The 16523-nt window shown below is 72.0% G+C and carries 18 protein-coding genes; 11 read left to right on the plus strand and 7 right to left on the minus strand.

What is annotated here, in order from left to right; genetic code table 11:
• The first annotated feature begins 145 nt into the window (after nt 1–145).
• Both R2E43_RS32980 and R2E43_RS32985 read left to right on the plus strand, forming a co-directional pair.
• On the plus strand, nt 146–1873 hold the full coding sequence (locus R2E43_RS32980; protein ID WP_038535698.1) for an FUSC family protein: 1728 nt from the start codon (nt 146–148) through the stop codon (nt 1871–1873).
• Complete coding sequence (locus R2E43_RS32985) at nt 1870–2439, plus strand: MarR family winged helix-turn-helix transcriptional regulator (protein WP_189282824.1); 570 nt, start codon at nt 1870–1872, stop codon at nt 2437–2439. Before R2E43_RS32980 ends, R2E43_RS32985 begins: the two co-directional genes overlap by 4 nt.
• 30 nt (nt 2440–2469) lie before the next feature.
• Here the strand turns inward: R2E43_RS32985 and R2E43_RS32990 are convergent, their stop codons facing one another.
• The 5 genes from R2E43_RS32990 to R2E43_RS33010 form a co-directional block, all read right to left on the minus strand.
• Nucleotides 2470–3351 carry an alpha/beta fold hydrolase gene (locus R2E43_RS32990; RefSeq protein WP_332056817.1) on the minus strand — a complete coding sequence of 294 codons (882 nt, stop codon included), beginning with the start codon at nt 3349–3351 and terminating at the stop codon, nt 2470–2472.
• A gap of 38 nt (nt 3352–3389) precedes the next feature.
• Nucleotides 3390–4667: a hypothetical protein gene (locus R2E43_RS32995; protein WP_332056818.1), complete on the minus strand. Its 1278-nt coding sequence runs from the start codon at nt 4665–4667 to the stop codon at nt 3390–3392.
• A 111-nt stretch (nt 4668–4778) separates the two neighbouring features.
• Nucleotides 4779–5357, minus strand: a complete 579-nt coding sequence (locus tag R2E43_RS33000) for a TetR/AcrR family transcriptional regulator (RefSeq protein ID WP_003977736.1) — start codon at nt 5355–5357, stop codon at nt 4779–4781.
• Nucleotides 5358–5520: 163 nt separating this feature from the next.
• Complete coding sequence (locus tag R2E43_RS33005; protein WP_016325634.1) at nt 5521–6285, minus strand: VOC family protein; 765 nt, start codon at nt 6283–6285, stop codon at nt 5521–5523.
• Between the two features lie 121 nt (nt 6286–6406).
• Nucleotides 6407–6799, minus strand: a complete 393-nt coding sequence (locus R2E43_RS33010) for a VOC family protein (protein WP_003977738.1) — start codon at nt 6797–6799, stop codon at nt 6407–6409.
• An 83-nt stretch (nt 6800–6882) separates the two neighbouring features.
• Here R2E43_RS33010 and R2E43_RS33015 point away from each other — a divergent pair, with 83 nt between their 5' ends.
• Nucleotides 6883–7422 (plus strand): GNAT family N-acetyltransferase, encoded by a 540-nt coding sequence (locus R2E43_RS33015; RefSeq protein ID WP_011027568.1) that lies wholly within the window; start codon nt 6883–6885, stop codon nt 7420–7422.
• Between the two features lie 51 nt (nt 7423–7473).
• Here the strand turns inward: R2E43_RS33015 and R2E43_RS33020 are convergent, their stop codons facing one another.
• On the minus strand, nt 7474–8157 hold the full coding sequence (locus R2E43_RS33020; protein ID WP_003977740.1) for a glycerophosphodiester phosphodiesterase: 684 nt from the start codon (nt 8155–8157) through the stop codon (nt 7474–7476).
• Between the two features lie 226 nt (nt 8158–8383).
• Here R2E43_RS33020 and R2E43_RS33025 point away from each other — a divergent pair, with 226 nt between their 5' ends.
• The 4 genes from R2E43_RS33025 to R2E43_RS33040 all read left to right on the plus strand — a co-directional run bounded on the left by R2E43_RS33025 (nt 8384) and on the right by R2E43_RS33040 (nt 12328).
• Nucleotides 8384–9787 carry a DUF6421 family protein gene (locus tag R2E43_RS33025; RefSeq protein WP_003977741.1) on the plus strand — a complete coding sequence of 468 codons (1404 nt, stop codon included), beginning with the start codon at nt 8384–8386 and terminating at the stop codon, nt 9785–9787.
• Between the two features lie 68 nt (nt 9788–9855).
• The gene (locus R2E43_RS33030) at nt 9856–10602 is read left to right on the plus strand and encodes an SDR family oxidoreductase (RefSeq protein ID WP_016325632.1); all 747 of its coding nucleotides are present in this window, start codon (nt 9856–9858) and stop codon (nt 10600–10602) included.
• Nucleotides 10599–11669, plus strand: a complete 1071-nt coding sequence (locus tag R2E43_RS33035) for a threonine aldolase family protein (protein ID WP_136208207.1) — start codon at nt 10599–10601, stop codon at nt 11667–11669. The genes R2E43_RS33030 and R2E43_RS33035 overlap by 4 nt, the downstream gene beginning before the upstream one ends.
• Before the next feature lie 86 nt (nt 11670–11755).
• Nucleotides 11756–12328 carry a transglutaminase domain-containing protein gene (locus R2E43_RS33040; RefSeq protein WP_016325630.1) on the plus strand — a complete coding sequence of 191 codons (573 nt, stop codon included), beginning with the start codon at nt 11756–11758 and terminating at the stop codon, nt 12326–12328.
• Nucleotides 12329–12338: 10 nt separating this feature from the next.
• Here R2E43_RS33040 and R2E43_RS33045 read toward each other — a convergent pair whose 3' ends face one another.
• Complete coding sequence (locus R2E43_RS33045) at nt 12339–13067, minus strand: lysophospholipid acyltransferase family protein (protein ID WP_332056819.1); 729 nt, start codon at nt 13065–13067, stop codon at nt 12339–12341.
• 265 nt (nt 13068–13332) lie between these two features.
• Here R2E43_RS33045 and R2E43_RS33050 point away from each other — a divergent pair, with 265 nt between their 5' ends.
• The 4 genes from R2E43_RS33050 to R2E43_RS33065 all read left to right on the plus strand — a co-directional run bounded on the left by R2E43_RS33050 (nt 13333) and on the right by R2E43_RS33065 (nt 16396).
• Nucleotides 13333–13713 carry a TlpA family protein disulfide reductase gene (locus R2E43_RS33050; RefSeq protein ID WP_332056820.1) on the plus strand — a complete coding sequence of 127 codons (381 nt, stop codon included), beginning with the start codon at nt 13333–13335 and terminating at the stop codon, nt 13711–13713.
• A gap of 146 nt (nt 13714–13859) precedes the next feature.
• Nucleotides 13860–14369, plus strand: coding sequence for a flavin reductase family protein (locus tag R2E43_RS33055; RefSeq protein ID WP_003977747.1), 510 nt, complete (start codon nt 13860–13862; stop codon nt 14367–14369).
• A 220-nt stretch (nt 14370–14589) separates the two neighbouring features.
• Nucleotides 14590–15378 carry an electron transfer flavoprotein subunit beta/FixA family protein gene (locus R2E43_RS33060; protein WP_332056821.1) on the plus strand — a complete coding sequence of 263 codons (789 nt, stop codon included), beginning with the start codon at nt 14590–14592 and terminating at the stop codon, nt 15376–15378.
• A 55-nt stretch (nt 15379–15433) separates the two neighbouring features.
• Nucleotides 15434–16396, plus strand: a complete 963-nt coding sequence (locus R2E43_RS33065) for an electron transfer flavoprotein subunit alpha/FixB family protein (RefSeq protein ID WP_210984078.1) — start codon at nt 15434–15436, stop codon at nt 16394–16396.
• Nucleotides 16397–16523: the final 127 nt, after the last annotated feature.

Here is a 16523-nt window from a genome sequence, read left to right on the forward strand (position 1 = left end):
GCGCACGCGAGCGCAAGGGTGTACGCGGGGGCATCCGGGGGAGCGCGCGCCCCTACCGCGGGGGGATCGTCACTGGTCGGTGCTGTCGGAGGGCACAGCCCCGCGCATTTGATTTACCGGTAAAACACTTGTTAATCTTATGTCCATGAGCAGTGCGACCCCCACCGCCGGCACCTCCCCGGCCCGACGTCTGTCCCTGGCAGGCGTGCTGCGCCTGCGCCGGCCCTCCGAGATCTGGTTCAAGCCCGCTCTGAGTTCGGTCGCCGCCGTCGCCCCTCCCAATCTCCTCCTGCTGGCGCTCGGCCGGCTCGACCTGGCGATGTACACGATGGCCGGGTCCCTGTGCGCGCTCTACGCCCACAACCGGCCCTACGCCGCCCGGGCCCGCACCCTGGCGTGGGTCGTGCTCGGCATGCTCGGCGGCGTCGCCGTCGCCCTGGTCACCGCCTCGCTCACCCGGAACGCCGTCGTCCTCGTCACCGTCGGCGCGCTGCTGGCCGCCGTGCAGAAGGCCCTGTGCGACGCCACCCGCGTCGGTCCGCCGGGCAACGTGGTCCTGACCTTCATCAGCTCCGCCGCCCTCTTCGTCCCGCAGACCCTCGGCCAGGTCCCGGGCCACCTGGCACTGGCCGCCGCCGCGGGCGCCTGGGCCTGGCTCGTCGGCATGGCACCCGCCCCGGTCCGTCCGCACGGCCCGGAACGCCGGGCCACCGCCCAGGCCCTGAACGCGGCGGCCGCCTACGCCGTCGCCTCCCGCGGCACCGGCGAGGGCGGCACCGGCGCGGGCGGCACGGGGCAGGGTGACGCCCACCCCGCCGCCCGCGCCGCCGGGTACGCCGCCGTACAGGCCGCCTGGCAGACGCTGCTGGCCCTGCCGGCCACGGGCGCCCGCGCCACCACCCGGCACGCCCTGGAACGCCTCGTCGTCCGCGCCGAGGTCGCCCTCGCCGCCCCCGCCGACACCGACCCGGAGCGGCTGCGTGCCTGGGCCCACGCCCTGCGCGGCGGCGGACGCATCCCCCGCACCGGCGACGCCCCGGCGGACACCGACGAACTCCTCGGCGTGGACGCCGAACTCGCCGCCCGCCCCGCGCCCCTGTGGCAGCGGCTCGGCCCGCTGACCCCGATCGCCGTCCGCACCGCCCTCGGCTGCGCGCTGGCCGGTTACGCCTCCCTCGCCCTCGGCATCGGCCGCCCCTACTGGGCCCTGGTCACCGCCGCCGCGCTCTACCAGGCCAACGTCACCCTGACCTGGAGCCGGGCCGTGCAGCGCGTGGTCGGCAACCTCGCCGGAGTGCTGCTCTTCGCCGCCATAGCCCCGCTCGCCCACCTCGGGCAGGCGCTGCTCGTCCTGTGCTGCCTGGCCCTCAACTTCGGCGCCGAGGCCCTCATCACCCGCAACTACTGGCTCGGCAGCGTGTGCGTGACCCCGATGGCCCTGCTCGTCACCGAGTTCGCCGGGTACCAGGCCCCCGGCGACCTGATGACCGAGCGGGCCGTGGACACCCTCGTCGGCGCCCTGGTCGGTTTCCTCGCCGCCGTCGTCGTCACCAACCGGCGCGCCGGGAACCGCGTCGAACAGGCGGTGACCGCGGCCGACCGGGCCCGGGAGCGCGCCGCGCGGCTCCTCGCCGAGCCCGCGCCCGCCCCGGGCGCCCTGGAGGCCGCGCGCCGTGGTCTGGCCGCCGCGCTGACCGACCTGCGGGCCACCGCCGAGGGGGCGGCCGGTGAATGGTGGGGACGCGCACTGCCCCAGGAGAGGGTCGTGCTCGCCGAGCAGGCCGGACACCGTACGCTCGCCGAGGCGGTGCGACGCCAGGCAACGCGTCCGGACCGGGGCGCGAGCACGAGAACGGAGGACGTACGGCCATGACCGCAACCGACGGGGGAGCGCACGACGGGGGAGCCGGGTCCGGTGACGGCGGGACGGGGCCGGGCGGGGACACCGTGGCCGCGGTCGTACGCCAGTGGCGTGCCGTCCACCCGGACCTCGACACCGGGCCGATGGAGATCATCGGCCGGATCAACCGCTGCGCCGCCCTCCTCCAGCAGGCCGAGGACGCGCCGCTGCGCCGGGCGGGCCTCAGCCGTGCCGAGTTCGACCTGCTCGGCGCGCTGCGCCGCACCGGACACGAGCTGACTCCCGGGGAGCTGGCCCGGGAGACCTTCTCCTCCGGCGCGGCCGTGACCAAGCGCCTCAAGCAGCTCACCGAGCGCGGCCTGGTCGAGCGGCGCGGCGACACCCGCGACCGCCGGGTCGCCCACGTCCGCCTCACGGACGCCGGACGCGACCTCGTCGACGGCATCCTGCCCGAACAGCTCGCCTACGAGTCGGCCGTCCTGTCCGGCGTGGCCGGCCCCCGGCAGGACGAGCTGGCGGCGCTGCTCGGCGGGCTGCTGGGCCAGCTGGAGGGCCGTCTGGACGCGTTGCGGGCCTGAGCACCCCCGGGGGTGGGTGCCCGTGTGCGGTTACTGGTGCGTGGCCAGGAACGGCAGGAGGACGTCGGCCATCTCGTCGGGTACTTCCTCCGCGAGATCGTGACCGGCGTCGAACACGTGTCCGGTGACGTCATGGGCCATGAGCCGCATCTGGGACTCGTTGCGGTCGCCGATGAACGCGGATCCGCCGAGCGCCAGGACCGGGATGTCCAGCTTCTTCCGCGCGGCCCGCCGGTTCTGTTCGGCGTCCACGAGCATCGCCCGGTAGACCGCGAGCATCGCGCGGATGCCGCCGGGCATGGAGTAGCAGCGCACGTATTCGTCGATCGCTTCGGGGGTGGCGCTGTCGGGGCGGCTGCGCTCGAACTTGATCATGTAGGTGATCAGCTCACGCTCGTGACCGGCGATCAGCATCTCGGGTATGTCGGGCTGGAAGTAGAAGCCCAGGTGCCACAGGTGCATGCCGCCGGCGACGTTCTCCGCGGTGAGGGCCGTGTGGTCCTCGAAGTCGAAACCGGGGAACAGGGCCTCGGCGAACACGAGAGCCGTGACGCGGTCGCGGTGACGGGCGGCGAGCTGGTAGCCGATCACCGCTCCCCAGTCCTCGCCCACCACGGCGTACGACTCGTGTCCGAGGTGGTTCATCAGCTCGGCGATGTCGTCGCTCATCGTCGCGGAGTCGTAGCCGTCCGACGGGCGGGCGGAGTCACCGAGACCGCGAAGGTCGGGGGCGACGACGGTGTAGTGGGGCGTCAGCTTCGGGACGAGGTGACGCCAGTGGTAGCTGGTCTTGGGCACGCCGTGCAGGAGCACCACGGCGGGGCCGGACCCTGCGGCGCGGTAGTGCAGACTCGTTCCGTTGACGGCGGCCCGGCCCGTGCGGACGGGCGTTCCGTCATGGTCGAACATCATGTTCTTCCACCTTTCTGGTGTGCTGCGCGATCTGGGTGTCAGTGGGCTTGCGGAGGGTCGACGAGGGTCACCAGACGGCTCGGTCCGCTGCCGCCGGAGGGCGTCGGAGCGGCGGAACGGCCGGCCGGGCGCAGGACGACGTTCTCCGGGTAGAGCCGGCCGAGCAGGGCCAGCACGACGAGGTCGTCCCGACCGGTGGCGTCCAGGACGACGTCGCCCGCCCGCGTCCACACCAGTCCCGGCGCGCGCAGCGCGGACCAGGCGTCAACGGTGACGGGTGCGTCGCCTGCGGCGCCATCCTCACGCCGGGCGAAGCGGTGGCCGCGCAGGGCTTGGCCGAGGTCGACGTGGGCGGTGGTGCCGTCGTGGCTGACCTCGATGCGGGCGGTGCGGGCCCCGTCGGCGACCGGCGCGGTGCGGGTACGGGCAGTGAGCGGGCCGGACGCGGTGGCGGGCGGGAGGTCCTCGACGAGGGTGCGGGGTGCGGCGTAGTAGTCCCGTACTTCCGGGACGTACGTGGCGGCTGCGCCGACGGCCGGGTCGGGGCGCCAGGTCAACAGGTACCGGGGCGCGGTCAGGGGCGGCCGGCCGAGGACGGCGGGCAGTGCGGTGCCGCCACTCGCCTCGAAGCCGTAGCCGGCCGGGCCGGAGGCGCCGGTGACGACCTCGCGGGCGAAGGCCACGACGCTGGAGTGCCGGATCTGCCGGACCAGGAGTTCGGTGAGGAACGCGTCGCGGGCCGGTTCGGTGTGCCGCAGTCCGGTCGGGGTGATCAGGAGCGGGACGTCCTGCCAGTTGGTGAAGGGCAGCAGGGCGTCGCGCAGCAGGACGATCTGGTGGAGCCACTCGTTGTAGAGCTGCATCGCGACCGGTCCACCGCGACGGCCGAGGAGCAGATCGGCCGCGGGAGGGGTGAGCAGGTGGCCGTAGCAGTGGCTGCGGACGACCAGTGGGCCGGCGGGCAGCGGTACCGGATCGGTGAGCAGCCTCTCCAGCGCCTCGGTGGCCCAGGAGGCGAGCTGTCGGCCGATCGCCTCGGCCTGCGCGCCCAGTTCGCGCGCTGCCGAGGCGCTGTCCGGGCCGAGGAAGAGCGGAAGGGAGGTCTCCCGGGTGCCGAGGGCGAGTGTCGCGCGGACCTGGTCCTCCAGCACCGCGCTGTCGGCGCTGGTGAGGGCGTTGTCGTCGACGATGCCCTGGAGCAGCGGCTCGATGGCCGTGAAGAAGTGGCGGGCGGTCAGCGTGGTGCCGACCGCCGGGAAGGTGTTCCAGCGGCTTCCGCCGAGAGCGGGCGTACTCGGGGTGGCTGCGGTGGGCATGGGGCCTCCGAAGTTGTCGATTGCGGCGGGGTGGGGTCGCCGGTTCCCGTGTCAGAGGGAGCACCGGCGACTTTTATGGATCGCCCGATACAGATTCCGGGCATGAAAAAATCAGTCGAGGGCGGCCAGCGCGACCTCCACGAGGGGTTCGAGGGCTCGGACGTCCGGCGTGATCTTCGAGGAGACCAGTAGTCCGTTGAGGAAGGTGACGAGGAAAGCCGCGAGGGTGTGCGGGTCGTGCCGCTTCGCGATCTCGCCCCGCTCCGCCGCGACCCGCAGCACTTCGGTGAGCGCGTCCCGGCCGGCGTCCTGCATGTCGCGCACGGTGCGCCGGGTCGCCGCGTCCTCCGGCAGGCGCTCGCAGGCGGCGTTGACCGCCAGGCAGCCCCGGCCGTTGTCGTCCACGGCGATCCGGATCCGCTCGACCAGCATGGTGCGGATCGCCGAGCGGGCGTCCGTCCCCTCCTCCAGGCTGCGCAGGGCGGCCGCCGCGAGGGTGGTGCGGTAGTGCTCCAGGGCCGCCCGGTACAGGCCGTCCTTGTCGCCGAACGCGGCATACAAGGACCCCTGCCCGATCCCCAGGTGCCCGGTCAGGTCGCGCACCGAGGTGGCCTCGTAGCCGCGCGTCCAGAACAGCTCCATCGCGCGGCTCACCGCCGCCTCCGTGTCGAACTCCCGGGTCCTTGCCATGGTGTCACCGTAACCTATCTGGATCGCTCGCTCAAGAAAGGGGGTCGTGACCGCTGGGGGTCGTGACCGCCCGGGATCGTGATCGTCCTGGATCGTGGCAGCCCGGCCGTGCCTGCTCATCCGCCCGCCCGCCCAGCCGCGGAGGCATCCCGTGCCGGGCGGATCAGCGCTCGTCGCCCGCCCGGTACACGCCGAACATCGCGCCCTGCGGGTCCCGCAGCACCGCGATCCGGGGCCCGTCGGGCACGGAGGTCGGCTCCATGAGCACGGTGCCGCCGCCGTCCGTCGTGTCGACCGCCACGGTGTTCACGTCCGCCACCGCGAAGTACGGCAGCCAGTGCGCCGGGACCTCGTGCGGGAACTTGTCGTCCATCGTCACCATGCCGCCGAAGTCCGCCCCGTCGATACCCCACTGCGGATAGCGGTCCGAGGCCCCGACGCTCCAGCCGAACACCGTCGTGTAGAAGTCGGCGGCCCGGCCGGGCTCCCGGGTCAGCAGCTCCACCCAGCCCAGCGAGCCGGGCGCGTTGAACAGTCCGGCCCCGGGGAACGAACGTCCCTGCCACAGCTGGAACACCGCCCCGGTCGGATCGGCGGCCACCGCGAACCGGCCCGCGTCGAAGACGTCCGCAGGCCCCTGGAGGGCCACCCCGCCGGCCGCCGTCACCTGCCGTGCGGCCGCGTCCGCGTCGCGCACGGCGAACGAGACGTTCCACGCGACCGGCTGGCCCTGCTGGTACAGCGGAGTCAGGGCGGCCACCGGCGCGTCGTCGATCCGGGCGATCGTGTAGCCGCCCGCCCGCTGCCGCGGGTCCGTCTCGGGGCGCCAGCCGAACAGCTTGGTGTAGAACCGCTTGGCCGCCTCCAGGTCGGTGGTCCCCAGCTCCGCCCAGCAGGGGCCGCCGGTCACCGGTTCGTGGAGCTTCATCGTGCTGGCGTCCTTCCGCCGGGGCCGCAGACCGTCCGTCCCCCTCCAGCACGCTAAGGCCGGGCCGGGGCCGCGGCCATCCGGCACGTGAGCACCCCGGTCGCGGTGCCCGTCCGCCCGCTCAGATCCCCGGCCGGTAGCGCAGCGGATGCTCCGCGGGCACCTCCACCAGCACGATCCGGGTGCCGTCCGGGTCCGCGATCCACATCTCCACCAGCCCCCACGGCTCCTTGACGGGCGGTCGCACGATCTCGACGCCCTTGGCGCCCAGTTCCTCGTGGGCCGCCGCCGCGTCCTCGACCTGGATCCACAGGGCCAGCCCGGGGGTGAGGGGAGTGTCGGAGCGTCCGGAGACCTCCAGGAAGCCGTTGCCGAGGAAGTAGACGGTGCCCCGCTCCGGACCCGTGCCGAACTCCCGGTGAACGGCGAGGCCGAGCTGTTCGCCGTAGAAGGCGCGGGAGCGGTCGGGATCGGTGGGGCGGAGCAGGGTCCGGCTGCTGAGTACGTGCACCATGCGTCCCGACCCTAGTGGCGCCCTTCGACGGCGTTACGCTCATCGGTGCCCGCGCCGCGCCCAGAACGAACCGGAGACGCCCCATGGACACCGCCGCCAGCCCACTGACCTACCGCGACGCCACCGACGCCGACGTGGACGCGCTCGTGGCGCTCATAGAGTCCGCGTACCGGGGTGACGCCAGCCGGGCCGGGTGGACCACCGAGGCGGACATCCTCCAGGGGCAGCGCACCGACCCGCAGGGCGTGCTGGAGGTCGTCAAGGCGCCGGACAGCCGGCTGCTGACGGTGGAGCGGGACGGTCGGATCGTGGCCTGCTGCCAGCTGGAGCACCGCGGGGCGCACGCCTACTTCGGGATGTTCGCCGTCAGCCCGGCGCTCCAGGGCGCGGGACTGGGCAAGGCGATCATCGCGGAGGCGGAGCGGCAGGCCCGTACGACGTGGGGCGTCACGGAGATGCACATGACCGTGATCTCGGTGCGCGATGACCTCATCGCCTGGTACGAGCGCCGCGGCTACCGCCGCACGGGAGAGACGACCCCCTTCCCGTACGGCGACGAGCGCTTCGGCATCCCGCAGCGCGCCGACCTCCGGTTCGAGCTGCTGGTCAAGCCGCTGGTGTGACGCGAGTCGGCCGGATCCTGCCGCTCGGCCTGCTCGGCCCGCTCGGCCCGCTCAGGCGGTGAAGCGCCCGGTGCGCTTGATCTCCGGATAGTCGGTCGTCGCGCCGTCCAGGCCCAGGGCGCGCACCAGGCGCAGGTGGTCCTGGGTGTTCACGGTCCAGCAGAAGACCCGCAGTCCCGCCTTGCGGGCCTTGTGCACGATCTCCAGCGTGACCCTGTTGATGTCCAGGCACAGGGTCTTGGCGCCCGCCTTCACGGCGCGGTCCACGACCTCGGGGCCGTAGTACTGCGCGACCAGGGCGGTCCGCACCCCCGGCACCAGCCGGGCGATCTCGACGATGGCCTCGTCGTGGAACGAGATCACCTCCACCCGGTCCACCAGGTCCCGCCGGAGCATCACGTCGGCGAGGAGGCGCGCGGCCGCCGCGTCCTTGATCTCGGCCTGCAACGGCACCGAGACCGCGTCCAGCACCTCCTCGAAGACCGGGATCCGCTCCCCGCGTCCGGCGTCCAGGGCGCGCAGTTCCTCGAGGGTCTTGTCGGCGATCGCACCGGTGCCGTCGGTGGTGCGGTCCACGTCCGCGTCGTGCATGACGACGAGCGCGCCGTCCTTGCTCAGGTGCAGGTCCAGTTCGACGACGTCGAGGCCGGCCTGCTCGGCGGCGACGAAGGAGCGCAGGGTGTTCTCGGGTTCGACACCCATCGCTCCGCGGTGACCGATGGTGAGGAAGTTCAAGGCTCGACTCGCTTCCGTCGACGTCGGCGTGGCAGGGCGGCAGCCTAACGGCCCTGCGGGACCGTTTCCCCCGTGCCGCGCCGGGTATACGAATCCGGCGCCCGACAGGAAAAAGTGCGGCGAAGCCCAGGGTGAGGCAGGATAATTTACGGAGTCGCCCCTTGATTGGAGAAACGTCGTATGCCTACGGTGTCTTGACGCAAGCTTCTCCCGTGGAGGATGGGACATGACGGAAATTCTTGTGCAGGTGGGTGTGGAGGGCGACGTTCCTCCGGCAAGCAGGGTGGTGGAACACCCGGCGTGGCCCGTGCTCAAGGATGCCGTGGAGCGGATCCGGCCATGGCAGTCCAAGGACGGGTCGATCGACTTCGACGCCGAGGGCGCTCCCGAGCGGGCCGCCGCCGAGGACGCCGTACGCCGCGTCACCGAGGCCGTGCGCGAGCTGTCCCCGCTGCTGCCCCACGACCGCGCCTACCACGAGGCCCTGGTGACCGACCTCGGCCGCTGGGCCGACGGCGGCTTCGAGGTGCCCGACTTCCTCGACTCGCTGCTGGCCTTCCAGCCCGCGGCCAACCGCGCGGACGGCCTCCAGCACCTCGTCGTCTTCCCGATGTACACGCAGAACGGCAACCCGGACCGCAACCTCGAAGCGGTCGTGCTGCGCATGGTCTGGCCCGACTGGCTGGCGGAGCTGGAGCGCACCCGTTACGACAACCCGCTGTTCTGCGGCATCACCTTCGAGGACTTCACGGCCGGCTACGACACCAACTCCGCCGTCCTCTTCCCGGAGACCATCGCCGTGCGCGAGGCCCCGGAGCGCTTCTCCTGGGGCGGCATCTTCTGCGACCGCGAGGCCGCCCGCTTCCGCCGCGTCACCGAGGCCGCCGTGGACCTGCTGGGTCTGGAGCTGCCCGAGGACGTCGCCGCGCTGGTCGACGACCAGAAGCGCTGCGAGGAGGCGTTCGTCCTGTGGGACATGGTCCACGACCGCACCCACAGCCACGGCGACCTGCCCTTCGACCCGTTCATGATCAAGCAGCGCCAGCCGTTCTGGATGTACGGCCTGGAGGAGCTGCGCTGCGACCTCACCGCCTTCAAGGAGGCCGTGAAGCTGGAGGCGGACGGCGTCCCGCAGGCCCGCGACGTGCAGTACGCGGTGCTCTTCGACCGCATGTTCCGCTTCCCGGTGACCGGTGAGCGGGTGCGCAACTACGACGGCCTCGGCGGCCAGCTGCTCTTCGCCTACCTGCACAAGCACGACGTCGTCCGCTGGACCGACAACAAGCTCTTCATCGACTGGCAGCGCGCCCCGCAGGTCACCAACCAGCTCTGCGCCGAGATCGAGAAGCTCTACCGCGACGGCATCGACCGCCCGAAGATCGTCCACTGGTTCGCCGGCTACGAGCTGGTCTCCACCTACCTCGCCCCGCACCCGGGCTCGAAGTGGGCCAAGGGCCCCGACGCCCTGGACCTGACCCTGCCGCCGCGCAAACTCGTCGACGACGTGCTTCCGGACGAGTTTCCGCTGAGCATGTTCTACGAGGCCCTGTCCAAGAAGCTGAAGAAGGTGATCGCCTCGACCCGGGGTATCACCGCGGGCGCGGACGGCGCCGAGCGGGCCGCCGCGTGAGCGACGGCGACGGCACGCACGAACACGCACGGCAGACACAGGCTCAGCAGGCTCGGGAGGCGAGGACCATGGGGAACGGGGCGCTCGACGGCGCGGTGATCGCGGTGGCCGGGGCGGGCGGACCCGCCGGACGGGCCGCGCTGCTGCGGCTCGCCGAGGCGGGTGCGACCGTCGTGGGCGCGGACAACGACCCGGAGCGGCTGGCCGAGGCGGTGGACGCGGCGCGCTACGCGCACGGCGGCGCCACCGTCACCGGCGAGACCGTCGACCTGCTGGACCTGGACTCCACCCGGGCCTGGGCCGATCGCACCGAGAAGGAGTTCGGCCACGTCGACGGCGTCGTCCACCTCGTGGGCGGCTGGCGCGGCAGCAAGACCTTCACCAAGACCGAACTCGGCGACTGGGACCTCCTGGAGAAGCTGCTCATCCGCACCGTGCAGCACACCTCCCTCGCCTTCCACGAGTCGCTCCAGCGCAGCGACCGCGGCCGCTACCTCCTGATCAGCGCCGCCGGAGCGTCCAGCCCCACCGCGGGCAACGCCGCCTACTCGGCCGCCAAGGCCGCCGCGGAGGCGTGGACGCTGGCCATGGCGGACTACTTCCGCAAGGCGGGGGGCGAGCAGGGGCCGACGTCGGCGGCTGCGATCCTGGTGGTCAAGGCGTTGGTGCACGAGGCGATGCGCGCCGAGCGCCCCAACGCGAAGTTCGCGGGCTTCACGGACGTGCGCGACCTCGCCGATGCCGTCGCAGATGTCTGGGACAAGCCCGCCGCGGAAGTGAACGGAACCCGTCTGTGGCTGACCGAGAAGCCGTGAACCCACCGAAGACCGACGCGCGTCGCCATCACGACCCCGAGGTCCGCGGTTTCGCCAGTGACAACTATGCCGGGGCCCACCCGGAAGTGCTCGCCGCGCTGGCGCTGGCCAACGGCGGGCACCAGGTCGCGTACGGCGAGGACGACTACACCGAGAACCTCCAGCGCGTGATCCGCAGCCACTTCGGCTCCGGCGCCGAGGCGTTCCCGGTCTTCAACGGCACCGGCGCCAACGTCGTCGCGCTCCAGGCGGTCACCGACCGCTGGGGCGCGGTGATCTGCGCCGAGAGCGCGCACATCAATGTCGACGAGGGCGGCGCCCCCGAGCGCATGGGCGGTCTCAAGCTGCTCACCGTCCCCACCCCCGACGGCAAGCTCACGCCCGAGCTGATCGACCGCCAGGCCTACGGCTGGGACGACGAGCACCGGGCGATGCCGCAGGTCGTCTCGATCACCCAGAGCACCGAGCTGGGCACCCTCTACACGCCCGACGAGATCCGCGCCGTCTGCGAGCACGCCCACGCGCACGGCATGAAGGTGCACCTGGACGGCTCCCGGATAGCCAACGCCGCCGCCTCGCTGGACGTGCCCATGCGCACGTTCACCAACGCGGTCGGCGTCGACCTCCTCTCCCTCGGCGGCACCAAAAACGGCGCGCTGTTCGGCGAGGCGGTCGTCGTCCTGAACCAGGACGCCGTGCGCCACATGAAGCACCTGCGCAAGCTGTCCATGCAGCTGGCCTCCAAGATGCGCTTCGTGTCCGTGCAGCTGGAGGCGCTGCTGGCCAAGGACCTGTGGCTGCGCAACGCCCGGCACTCCAACGAGATGGCCCAGCGCCTGGCCGAGGGCGTGCGCGCCGTGCACGGCGTGGAGATCCTCTACCCGGTGCAGGCCAACGCGGTCTTCGCCCGACTGCCGCACGAGGTGAGCGAGCGCCTGCAGAAGCGGTTCCGCTTCTACTTCTGGGACGAGGCCGCCGGCGACGTGCGCTGGATGTGCGCCTTCGACACCACCGAGGACGACGTCGACGCTTTCGTGTCCGCCCTCAAGGAAGAGATGGCGCGCTGACGGGAACACGTCCGGCACTGCATAGGTATGCGGTCACCTGAAAAGTCATTGACTGACGGGTGATCGCTTTCCTATGCTCTGCGGGCATGGAGCTGATCCAGAAAACCCCTGACCTGTCCGCCTACCTGGCTGCCGACGAGGCCATCGACCACGACCATCCGCGCGTGCGGGAGGTGGCCGGCGGACTCGCCAGGCAGGCGGAGGACTCGTATGCCTATGCGCGCTTGGCCTTCGAGTTCGTGCGCGACACCATCCCGCACTCACAGGACTCCGGTGACCCGCGCGTCACCTGGCGGGCCTCCGACGTCCTGGAGCAGCGCACCGGCATCTGCTACGCCAAGGCCCACGCGCTGGCCGCGCTGCTGCGGGCCGAGGACATCCCCACGGCGCTGTGCTACCAGCGGTTCGACGTGGTGCACGGACTGGTCGCCGTACGCCTCGACGGCGCCTGGCACCGGCAGGATCCGCGCGGGAACAAGCCCGGCGTGAACGCGCGGTTCTCCCTGGGCAGGGAGCAGCTGGCCTTCACGCCGGACCACGCGGCGGGTGAGGAGGACTATCCGGAGCTGTACGCGGCGCCGCACCCCGCCGTCCTGGACGTCCTCAAGGCGGCCACCGACCGCCCGCACCTGTGGGAGACCCTCCCCGCCGCGCTCTGAAACGCCCGGCTCAGTGCGCCTGGGCGGCGCGCAGCTGCTCGGGCGTCGGTGCCGTGCCGCCGAGATGGGCCGGCATCCACCAGGTGTCGTCGGCTCCCTTGGGGCGCACGGGGTAGGCGCGCTGCGCGGCCTCCAGCAGCTCCTGCACCCGCTCGCGCAGCCGCCGGGTGATGGCACCCGCGTACTGCTCGCGCGGGGCCTCCATCGCCTCGCCGACCCGGATGGTGATGGGGGTGTGGCTGCGCTTGAAGTTGCGCGGGTGGCCCTTGGTCCACAGGCGCTGGGTGCCCCACAGTGCCATGGGAACCAGCGGGACACCCGCCTCCTGAGCGAGTCGCGCGGCACCCGACTTGAAGCTCTTCAGGGTGAACGACTCGGAGATCGTCGCCTCGGGGAAGACCCCGACGATCTCGCCGGACCTCAGCGAGTCCAGGGCGTGCGCGTAGGCCGCCTCGCCCTGCTTGCGGTCGACCGGGATGTGCTTCATCCCGCGCATCAGCGGACCGGAGATCCGGTGCCGGAAGACCGACTCCTTCGCCATGAAGCGCACCAGCCGCTTCTGCGGCAGCGCGGCCAGGCCGTCGAAGATGAAGTCCAGGTAGCTGATGTGGTTGCTCACCAGCACGGCGCCGCCCGAGCGCGGGATGTTCTCCGATCCCTGGCAGTCGATCTTGAGGTCCCACACCTTGAACAGGGTGCGGGCGAGACCGATCACCGGGCGGTAGACGAGTTCTGCCATGGGCGGGTCGAACCCTTCCTTGTCAGCCTGGGAAGGGGGCTCCCAGTCGAAAGTTACGCAGCCGTAGGTTTACGGGCTTGTCGCAGATCGTGCCCCAAGAACGGCCGGTGTACCAGCCTTGGTGCCCGTGTGCGGCGAGATCCTCATCACTCGCCGGGCCCTCGCGTGGCCGAAATGCGACGGTGGGCGGGAATCTCCGCGGCTCCGCGGACGCTGCACCTTCGGAGTACCGAACCGGCGGCGTGCGCAGGACGCGCGCCCATGAGTGCTGCGGTGGCGGCGGAACGGGGGCGCGCTGGTGCGCGGGCAGGACGACGGCAAGCGGTCGGAGGGCACCGCCGTACGGGTCGACGCGGCCGATCTCGGTGCGGAGCTGGGCCCCCGCGCGACGCTCGTACAGTTCTCCAGTGCCTTCTGCGCGCCCTGCCGGGCCACCCGGCGGGTACTGGGTGAGGTGGCCGGCCTGGTCCCCGGTGTCGCCCACGTCGAGATCGACGCCGAGGGGCACCTCGAACTCGTCCGCGCCCTCGACGTGCTCAAGACCCCCACGGTCCTGGTTCTGGACGCCGACGGCCGCGTCGTGCGGCGTGCCACCGGCCAGCCGCGCCGGGCGGACGTGATCGCCGCGCTGGGCGAGGCGGTGTGACAAGCGCCACGCCAGTGGTGAGGTCTTCTCCACAGCCCCCACATCCCGGGACGTAATTGACTGTGTGTGCCACCCGTCGTCAGCCTGCCCCCATGCCCCGCTCACCGTTTCCGGGACCGAGGCGCAACGCAGAAGGACCACCCCGCATGACGGTCACACCCGACCTGGCCGCACCCCGGCCCGCCACCGACGACCTGCTGCGGTCCGTCTTCCGGCGGCACGCCGCGGGTGTCGCCGTGATCACCGCGCGGGGCCCCGGCGGCCCGGCCGGTTTCACGGCCACGTCCCTCACCTCCGTCTCCGCCCGCCCGCCGCTGCTCTCCTTCGGCATCGGCGCCGGCTCGTCGAGCTGGCCCGCGGTGTCCGAGGCGGAGCACGTCGGCGTCCACGTGCTCGGCGAGCACCAGGAGGAGCTGGCGGCCACCTTCGCCCGCAGCGGCGCCGACCGTTTCGCCGCACCCACCGTCTGGCGGGAGGGGCCCGAGGGGGTGCCCGTGCTGGAGGGCGTGCTCGCCTGGCTCGTGTGCCGGGTGGTCGGCCGGGTGCCCGCGGGGGACCATCGGATCGTGCTGGCCGAAGTCCTCCTCGGCGACCCCGCCGGAGCCGGCGAGCCGCTGCTGTACCACCAGGGGCGTTACCGGGGTCTGCGCGGCTGACCGGTCAGCGGGACGGCTTCTGCGAAGGCGTCGGGTTCCGGTTACGCTGCGTTGCGAAGGTCACAGTTCAAAGCGCTTGCTTAGCGGGCAGGAACTGGGTGTACTGACGAGTAATATTCCGGGCGGAGCGCAGGTCGCCCCGACCGGGATCGGCCGCTTGGGGCGCCTATGCTGCCTGCAAGAGGCAGCACTGAAATGTCGACGCAGTAGGAGAGCCGGCGTGAGCTTGAGGATCGTTGTCACTGTGAAGTACGTGCCCGACGCCACTGGCGACCGGCACTTCGCCGATGACCTGACCGTCGACCGGGACGACGTGGACGGTCTGCTCTCCGAGCTGGACGAGTACGCGGTCGAGCAGGCGCTGCAGATCTCCGAGAATTCCGACGACGACGTCGAGGTCACCGTCCTGACGGTGGGCCCGGTGGACGCCAAGGACGCCCTGCGCAAGGCGCTGTCCATGGGTGCCGACAAGGCGATCCACGTCGAGGACGACGACCTGCACGGCACCGACGCCATCGGCACCTCGCTGGTCCTGGCCAAGGCCGTCGAGAAGGCCGGCTACGACCTGGTCGTCTCCGGCATGGCCTCCACCGACGGCACCATGGGCGTCGTTCCCGCGCTGCTCGCGGAGCGCCTGGGCGTGCCGCAGGTGACGCTGCTGTCCGAGGTCTCGGTCGAGGGCGGCGTCGTCAAGGGCCGCCGTGACGGCGACTCGGCCACGGAGCAGCTGGAGGCCTCCCTGCCGGCGGTCGTGTCGGTCACCGACCAGTCGGGCGAGGCGCGTTACCCGTCCTTCAAGGGCATCATGGCGGCCAAGAAGAAGCCGGTTCAGTCCTGGGACCTGTCCGACCTCGACATCGACGAGGACGAGGTCGGTCTGGAGAACGCCTACACGGTCGTCGAGTCCGCCACCGAGCGTCCGGCGCGCACCGCGGGCACGATCGTCAAGGACGAGGGCGAGGGCGGCAAGCAGCTCGCCGAGTTCCTCGCGGGCCAGAAGTTCATCTGAGGCCCCGCCGCCCCCACCGCCCCTCATCTTTCGCAAGCAGGAGAGAAGAAGTCCCATGGCTGAAGTTCTCGTCTACGTCGATCACGTGGACGGTGCCGTCCGCAAGCCGACCCTGGAGCTGCTGACCCTGGCCCGCCGCGTCGGCGAGCCGGTCGCCGTCGCGCTGGGAGGCGGCGCCGGTGACACCGCCGCCACGCTCGCCGAGCACGGCGCGGTGAAGGTCCTCACCCACGAGGCCGCCGAGTACGCCGACTACCTGGTCGTGCCGAAGGTCGACGCCCTCCAGGCCGCCGTCGCCGCCGTCTCCCCGGCCGCCGTGCTGGTCCCCTCCTCTGCCGAGGGCAAGGAGATCGCCGCCCGCCTGGCGCTGCGTCTCGGATCGGGCGTCATCACCGACGCCGTCGACCTGGAGGCCGGCGACGAGGGCCCGGTGGCCACCCAGTCGGTGTTCGCCGCCGCGTTCACCACCAAGTCCCGCGTCTCCAAGGGCACCCCGGTCATCACGGTCAAGCCGAACTCGGCCGCCGTCGAGGCCGCCCCGGCCGCCGGCGCCGTCGAGGCCCTGTCGGTCACCTTCTCCGCCGCCGCGACCGGCACCAAGGTCACCTCGCGCACGCCGCGCGAGTCGACCGGCCGTCCGGAGCTGACCGAGGCCGCGATCGTGGTCTCCGGCGGCCGTGGCGTCAACGGCGCGGAGAACTTCGCGATCATCGAGGCGCTCGCCGACTCCCTCGGTGCGGCCGTCGGTGCCTCGCGCGCCGCGGTGGACGCGGGCTGGTACCCGCACACCAACCAGGTCGGCCAGACCGGCAAGTCCGTCTCGCCGCAGCTGTACATCGCCTCCGGCATCTCGGGCGCGATCCAGCACCGCGCGGGTATGCAGACCTCGAAGACGATCGTGGCGATCAACAAGGACGCCGAGGCCCCGATCTTCGAGCTGGTCGACTACGGCGTCGTCGGCGACCTCTTCGACGTCGTCCCGCAGCTCACCGAGGAAGTCAAGACCCGCAAGGGCTGACCTCCCCGCCGTACCGCACGCCGAGGCCCCCGGTGACGTCCACGGACGTCGCGGGGGCCTCGGCGTGTGCGCAGGATGGTGTTGACCGGCGAGAGGTCGACAGATAACTTCGCTCTACGGATAAGTG

Source organism: Streptomyces violaceoruber, assembly GCF_033406955.1.
Taxonomy (GTDB): Bacteria; Actinomycetota; Actinomycetes; order Streptomycetales; family Streptomycetaceae; genus Streptomyces; species Streptomyces violaceoruber.

Coding starts and splice junctions, on each gene's coding strand:
- R2E43_RS32980 (WP_038535698.1), top strand. CDS start 146: ATGAGCAGTGCGACCCCCACCGCCGGCACCTCCCCGGCCCGACGTCTG.
- R2E43_RS32985 (WP_189282824.1), top strand. CDS start 1,870: ATGACCGCAACCGACGGGGGAGCGCACGACGGGGGAGCCGGGTCCGGT.
- R2E43_RS32990 (WP_332056817.1), bottom strand. CDS start 3,351: ATGATGTTCGACCATGACGGAACGCCCGTCCGCACGGGCCGGGCCGCC.
- R2E43_RS32995 (WP_332056818.1), bottom strand. CDS start 4,667: ATGCCCACCGCAGCCACCCCGAGTACGCCCGCTCTCGGCGGAAGCCGC.
- R2E43_RS33000 (WP_003977736.1), bottom strand. CDS start 5,357: ATGGCAAGGACCCGGGAGTTCGACACGGAGGCGGCGGTGAGCCGCGCG.
- R2E43_RS33005 (WP_016325634.1), bottom strand. CDS start 6,285: ATGAAGCTCCACGAACCGGTGACCGGCGGCCCCTGCTGGGCGGAGCTG.
- R2E43_RS33010 (WP_003977738.1), bottom strand. CDS start 6,799: ATGGTGCACGTACTCAGCAGCCGGACCCTGCTCCGCCCCACCGATCCC.
- R2E43_RS33015 (WP_011027568.1), top strand. CDS start 6,883: ATGGACACCGCCGCCAGCCCACTGACCTACCGCGACGCCACCGACGCC.
- R2E43_RS33025 (WP_003977741.1), top strand. CDS start 8,384: ATGACGGAAATTCTTGTGCAGGTGGGTGTGGAGGGCGACGTTCCTCCG.
- R2E43_RS33030 (WP_016325632.1), top strand. CDS start 9,856: ATGGGGAACGGGGCGCTCGACGGCGCGGTGATCGCGGTGGCCGGGGCG.
- R2E43_RS33040 (WP_016325630.1), top strand. CDS start 11,756: ATGGAGCTGATCCAGAAAACCCCTGACCTGTCCGCCTACCTGGCTGCC.
- R2E43_RS33045 (WP_332056819.1), bottom strand. CDS start 13,067: ATGGCAGAACTCGTCTACCGCCCGGTGATCGGTCTCGCCCGCACCCTG.
- R2E43_RS33055 (WP_003977747.1), top strand. CDS start 13,860: ATGACGGTCACACCCGACCTGGCCGCACCCCGGCCCGCCACCGACGAC.
- R2E43_RS33065 (WP_210984078.1), top strand. CDS start 15,434: ATGGCTGAAGTTCTCGTCTACGTCGATCACGTGGACGGTGCCGTCCGC.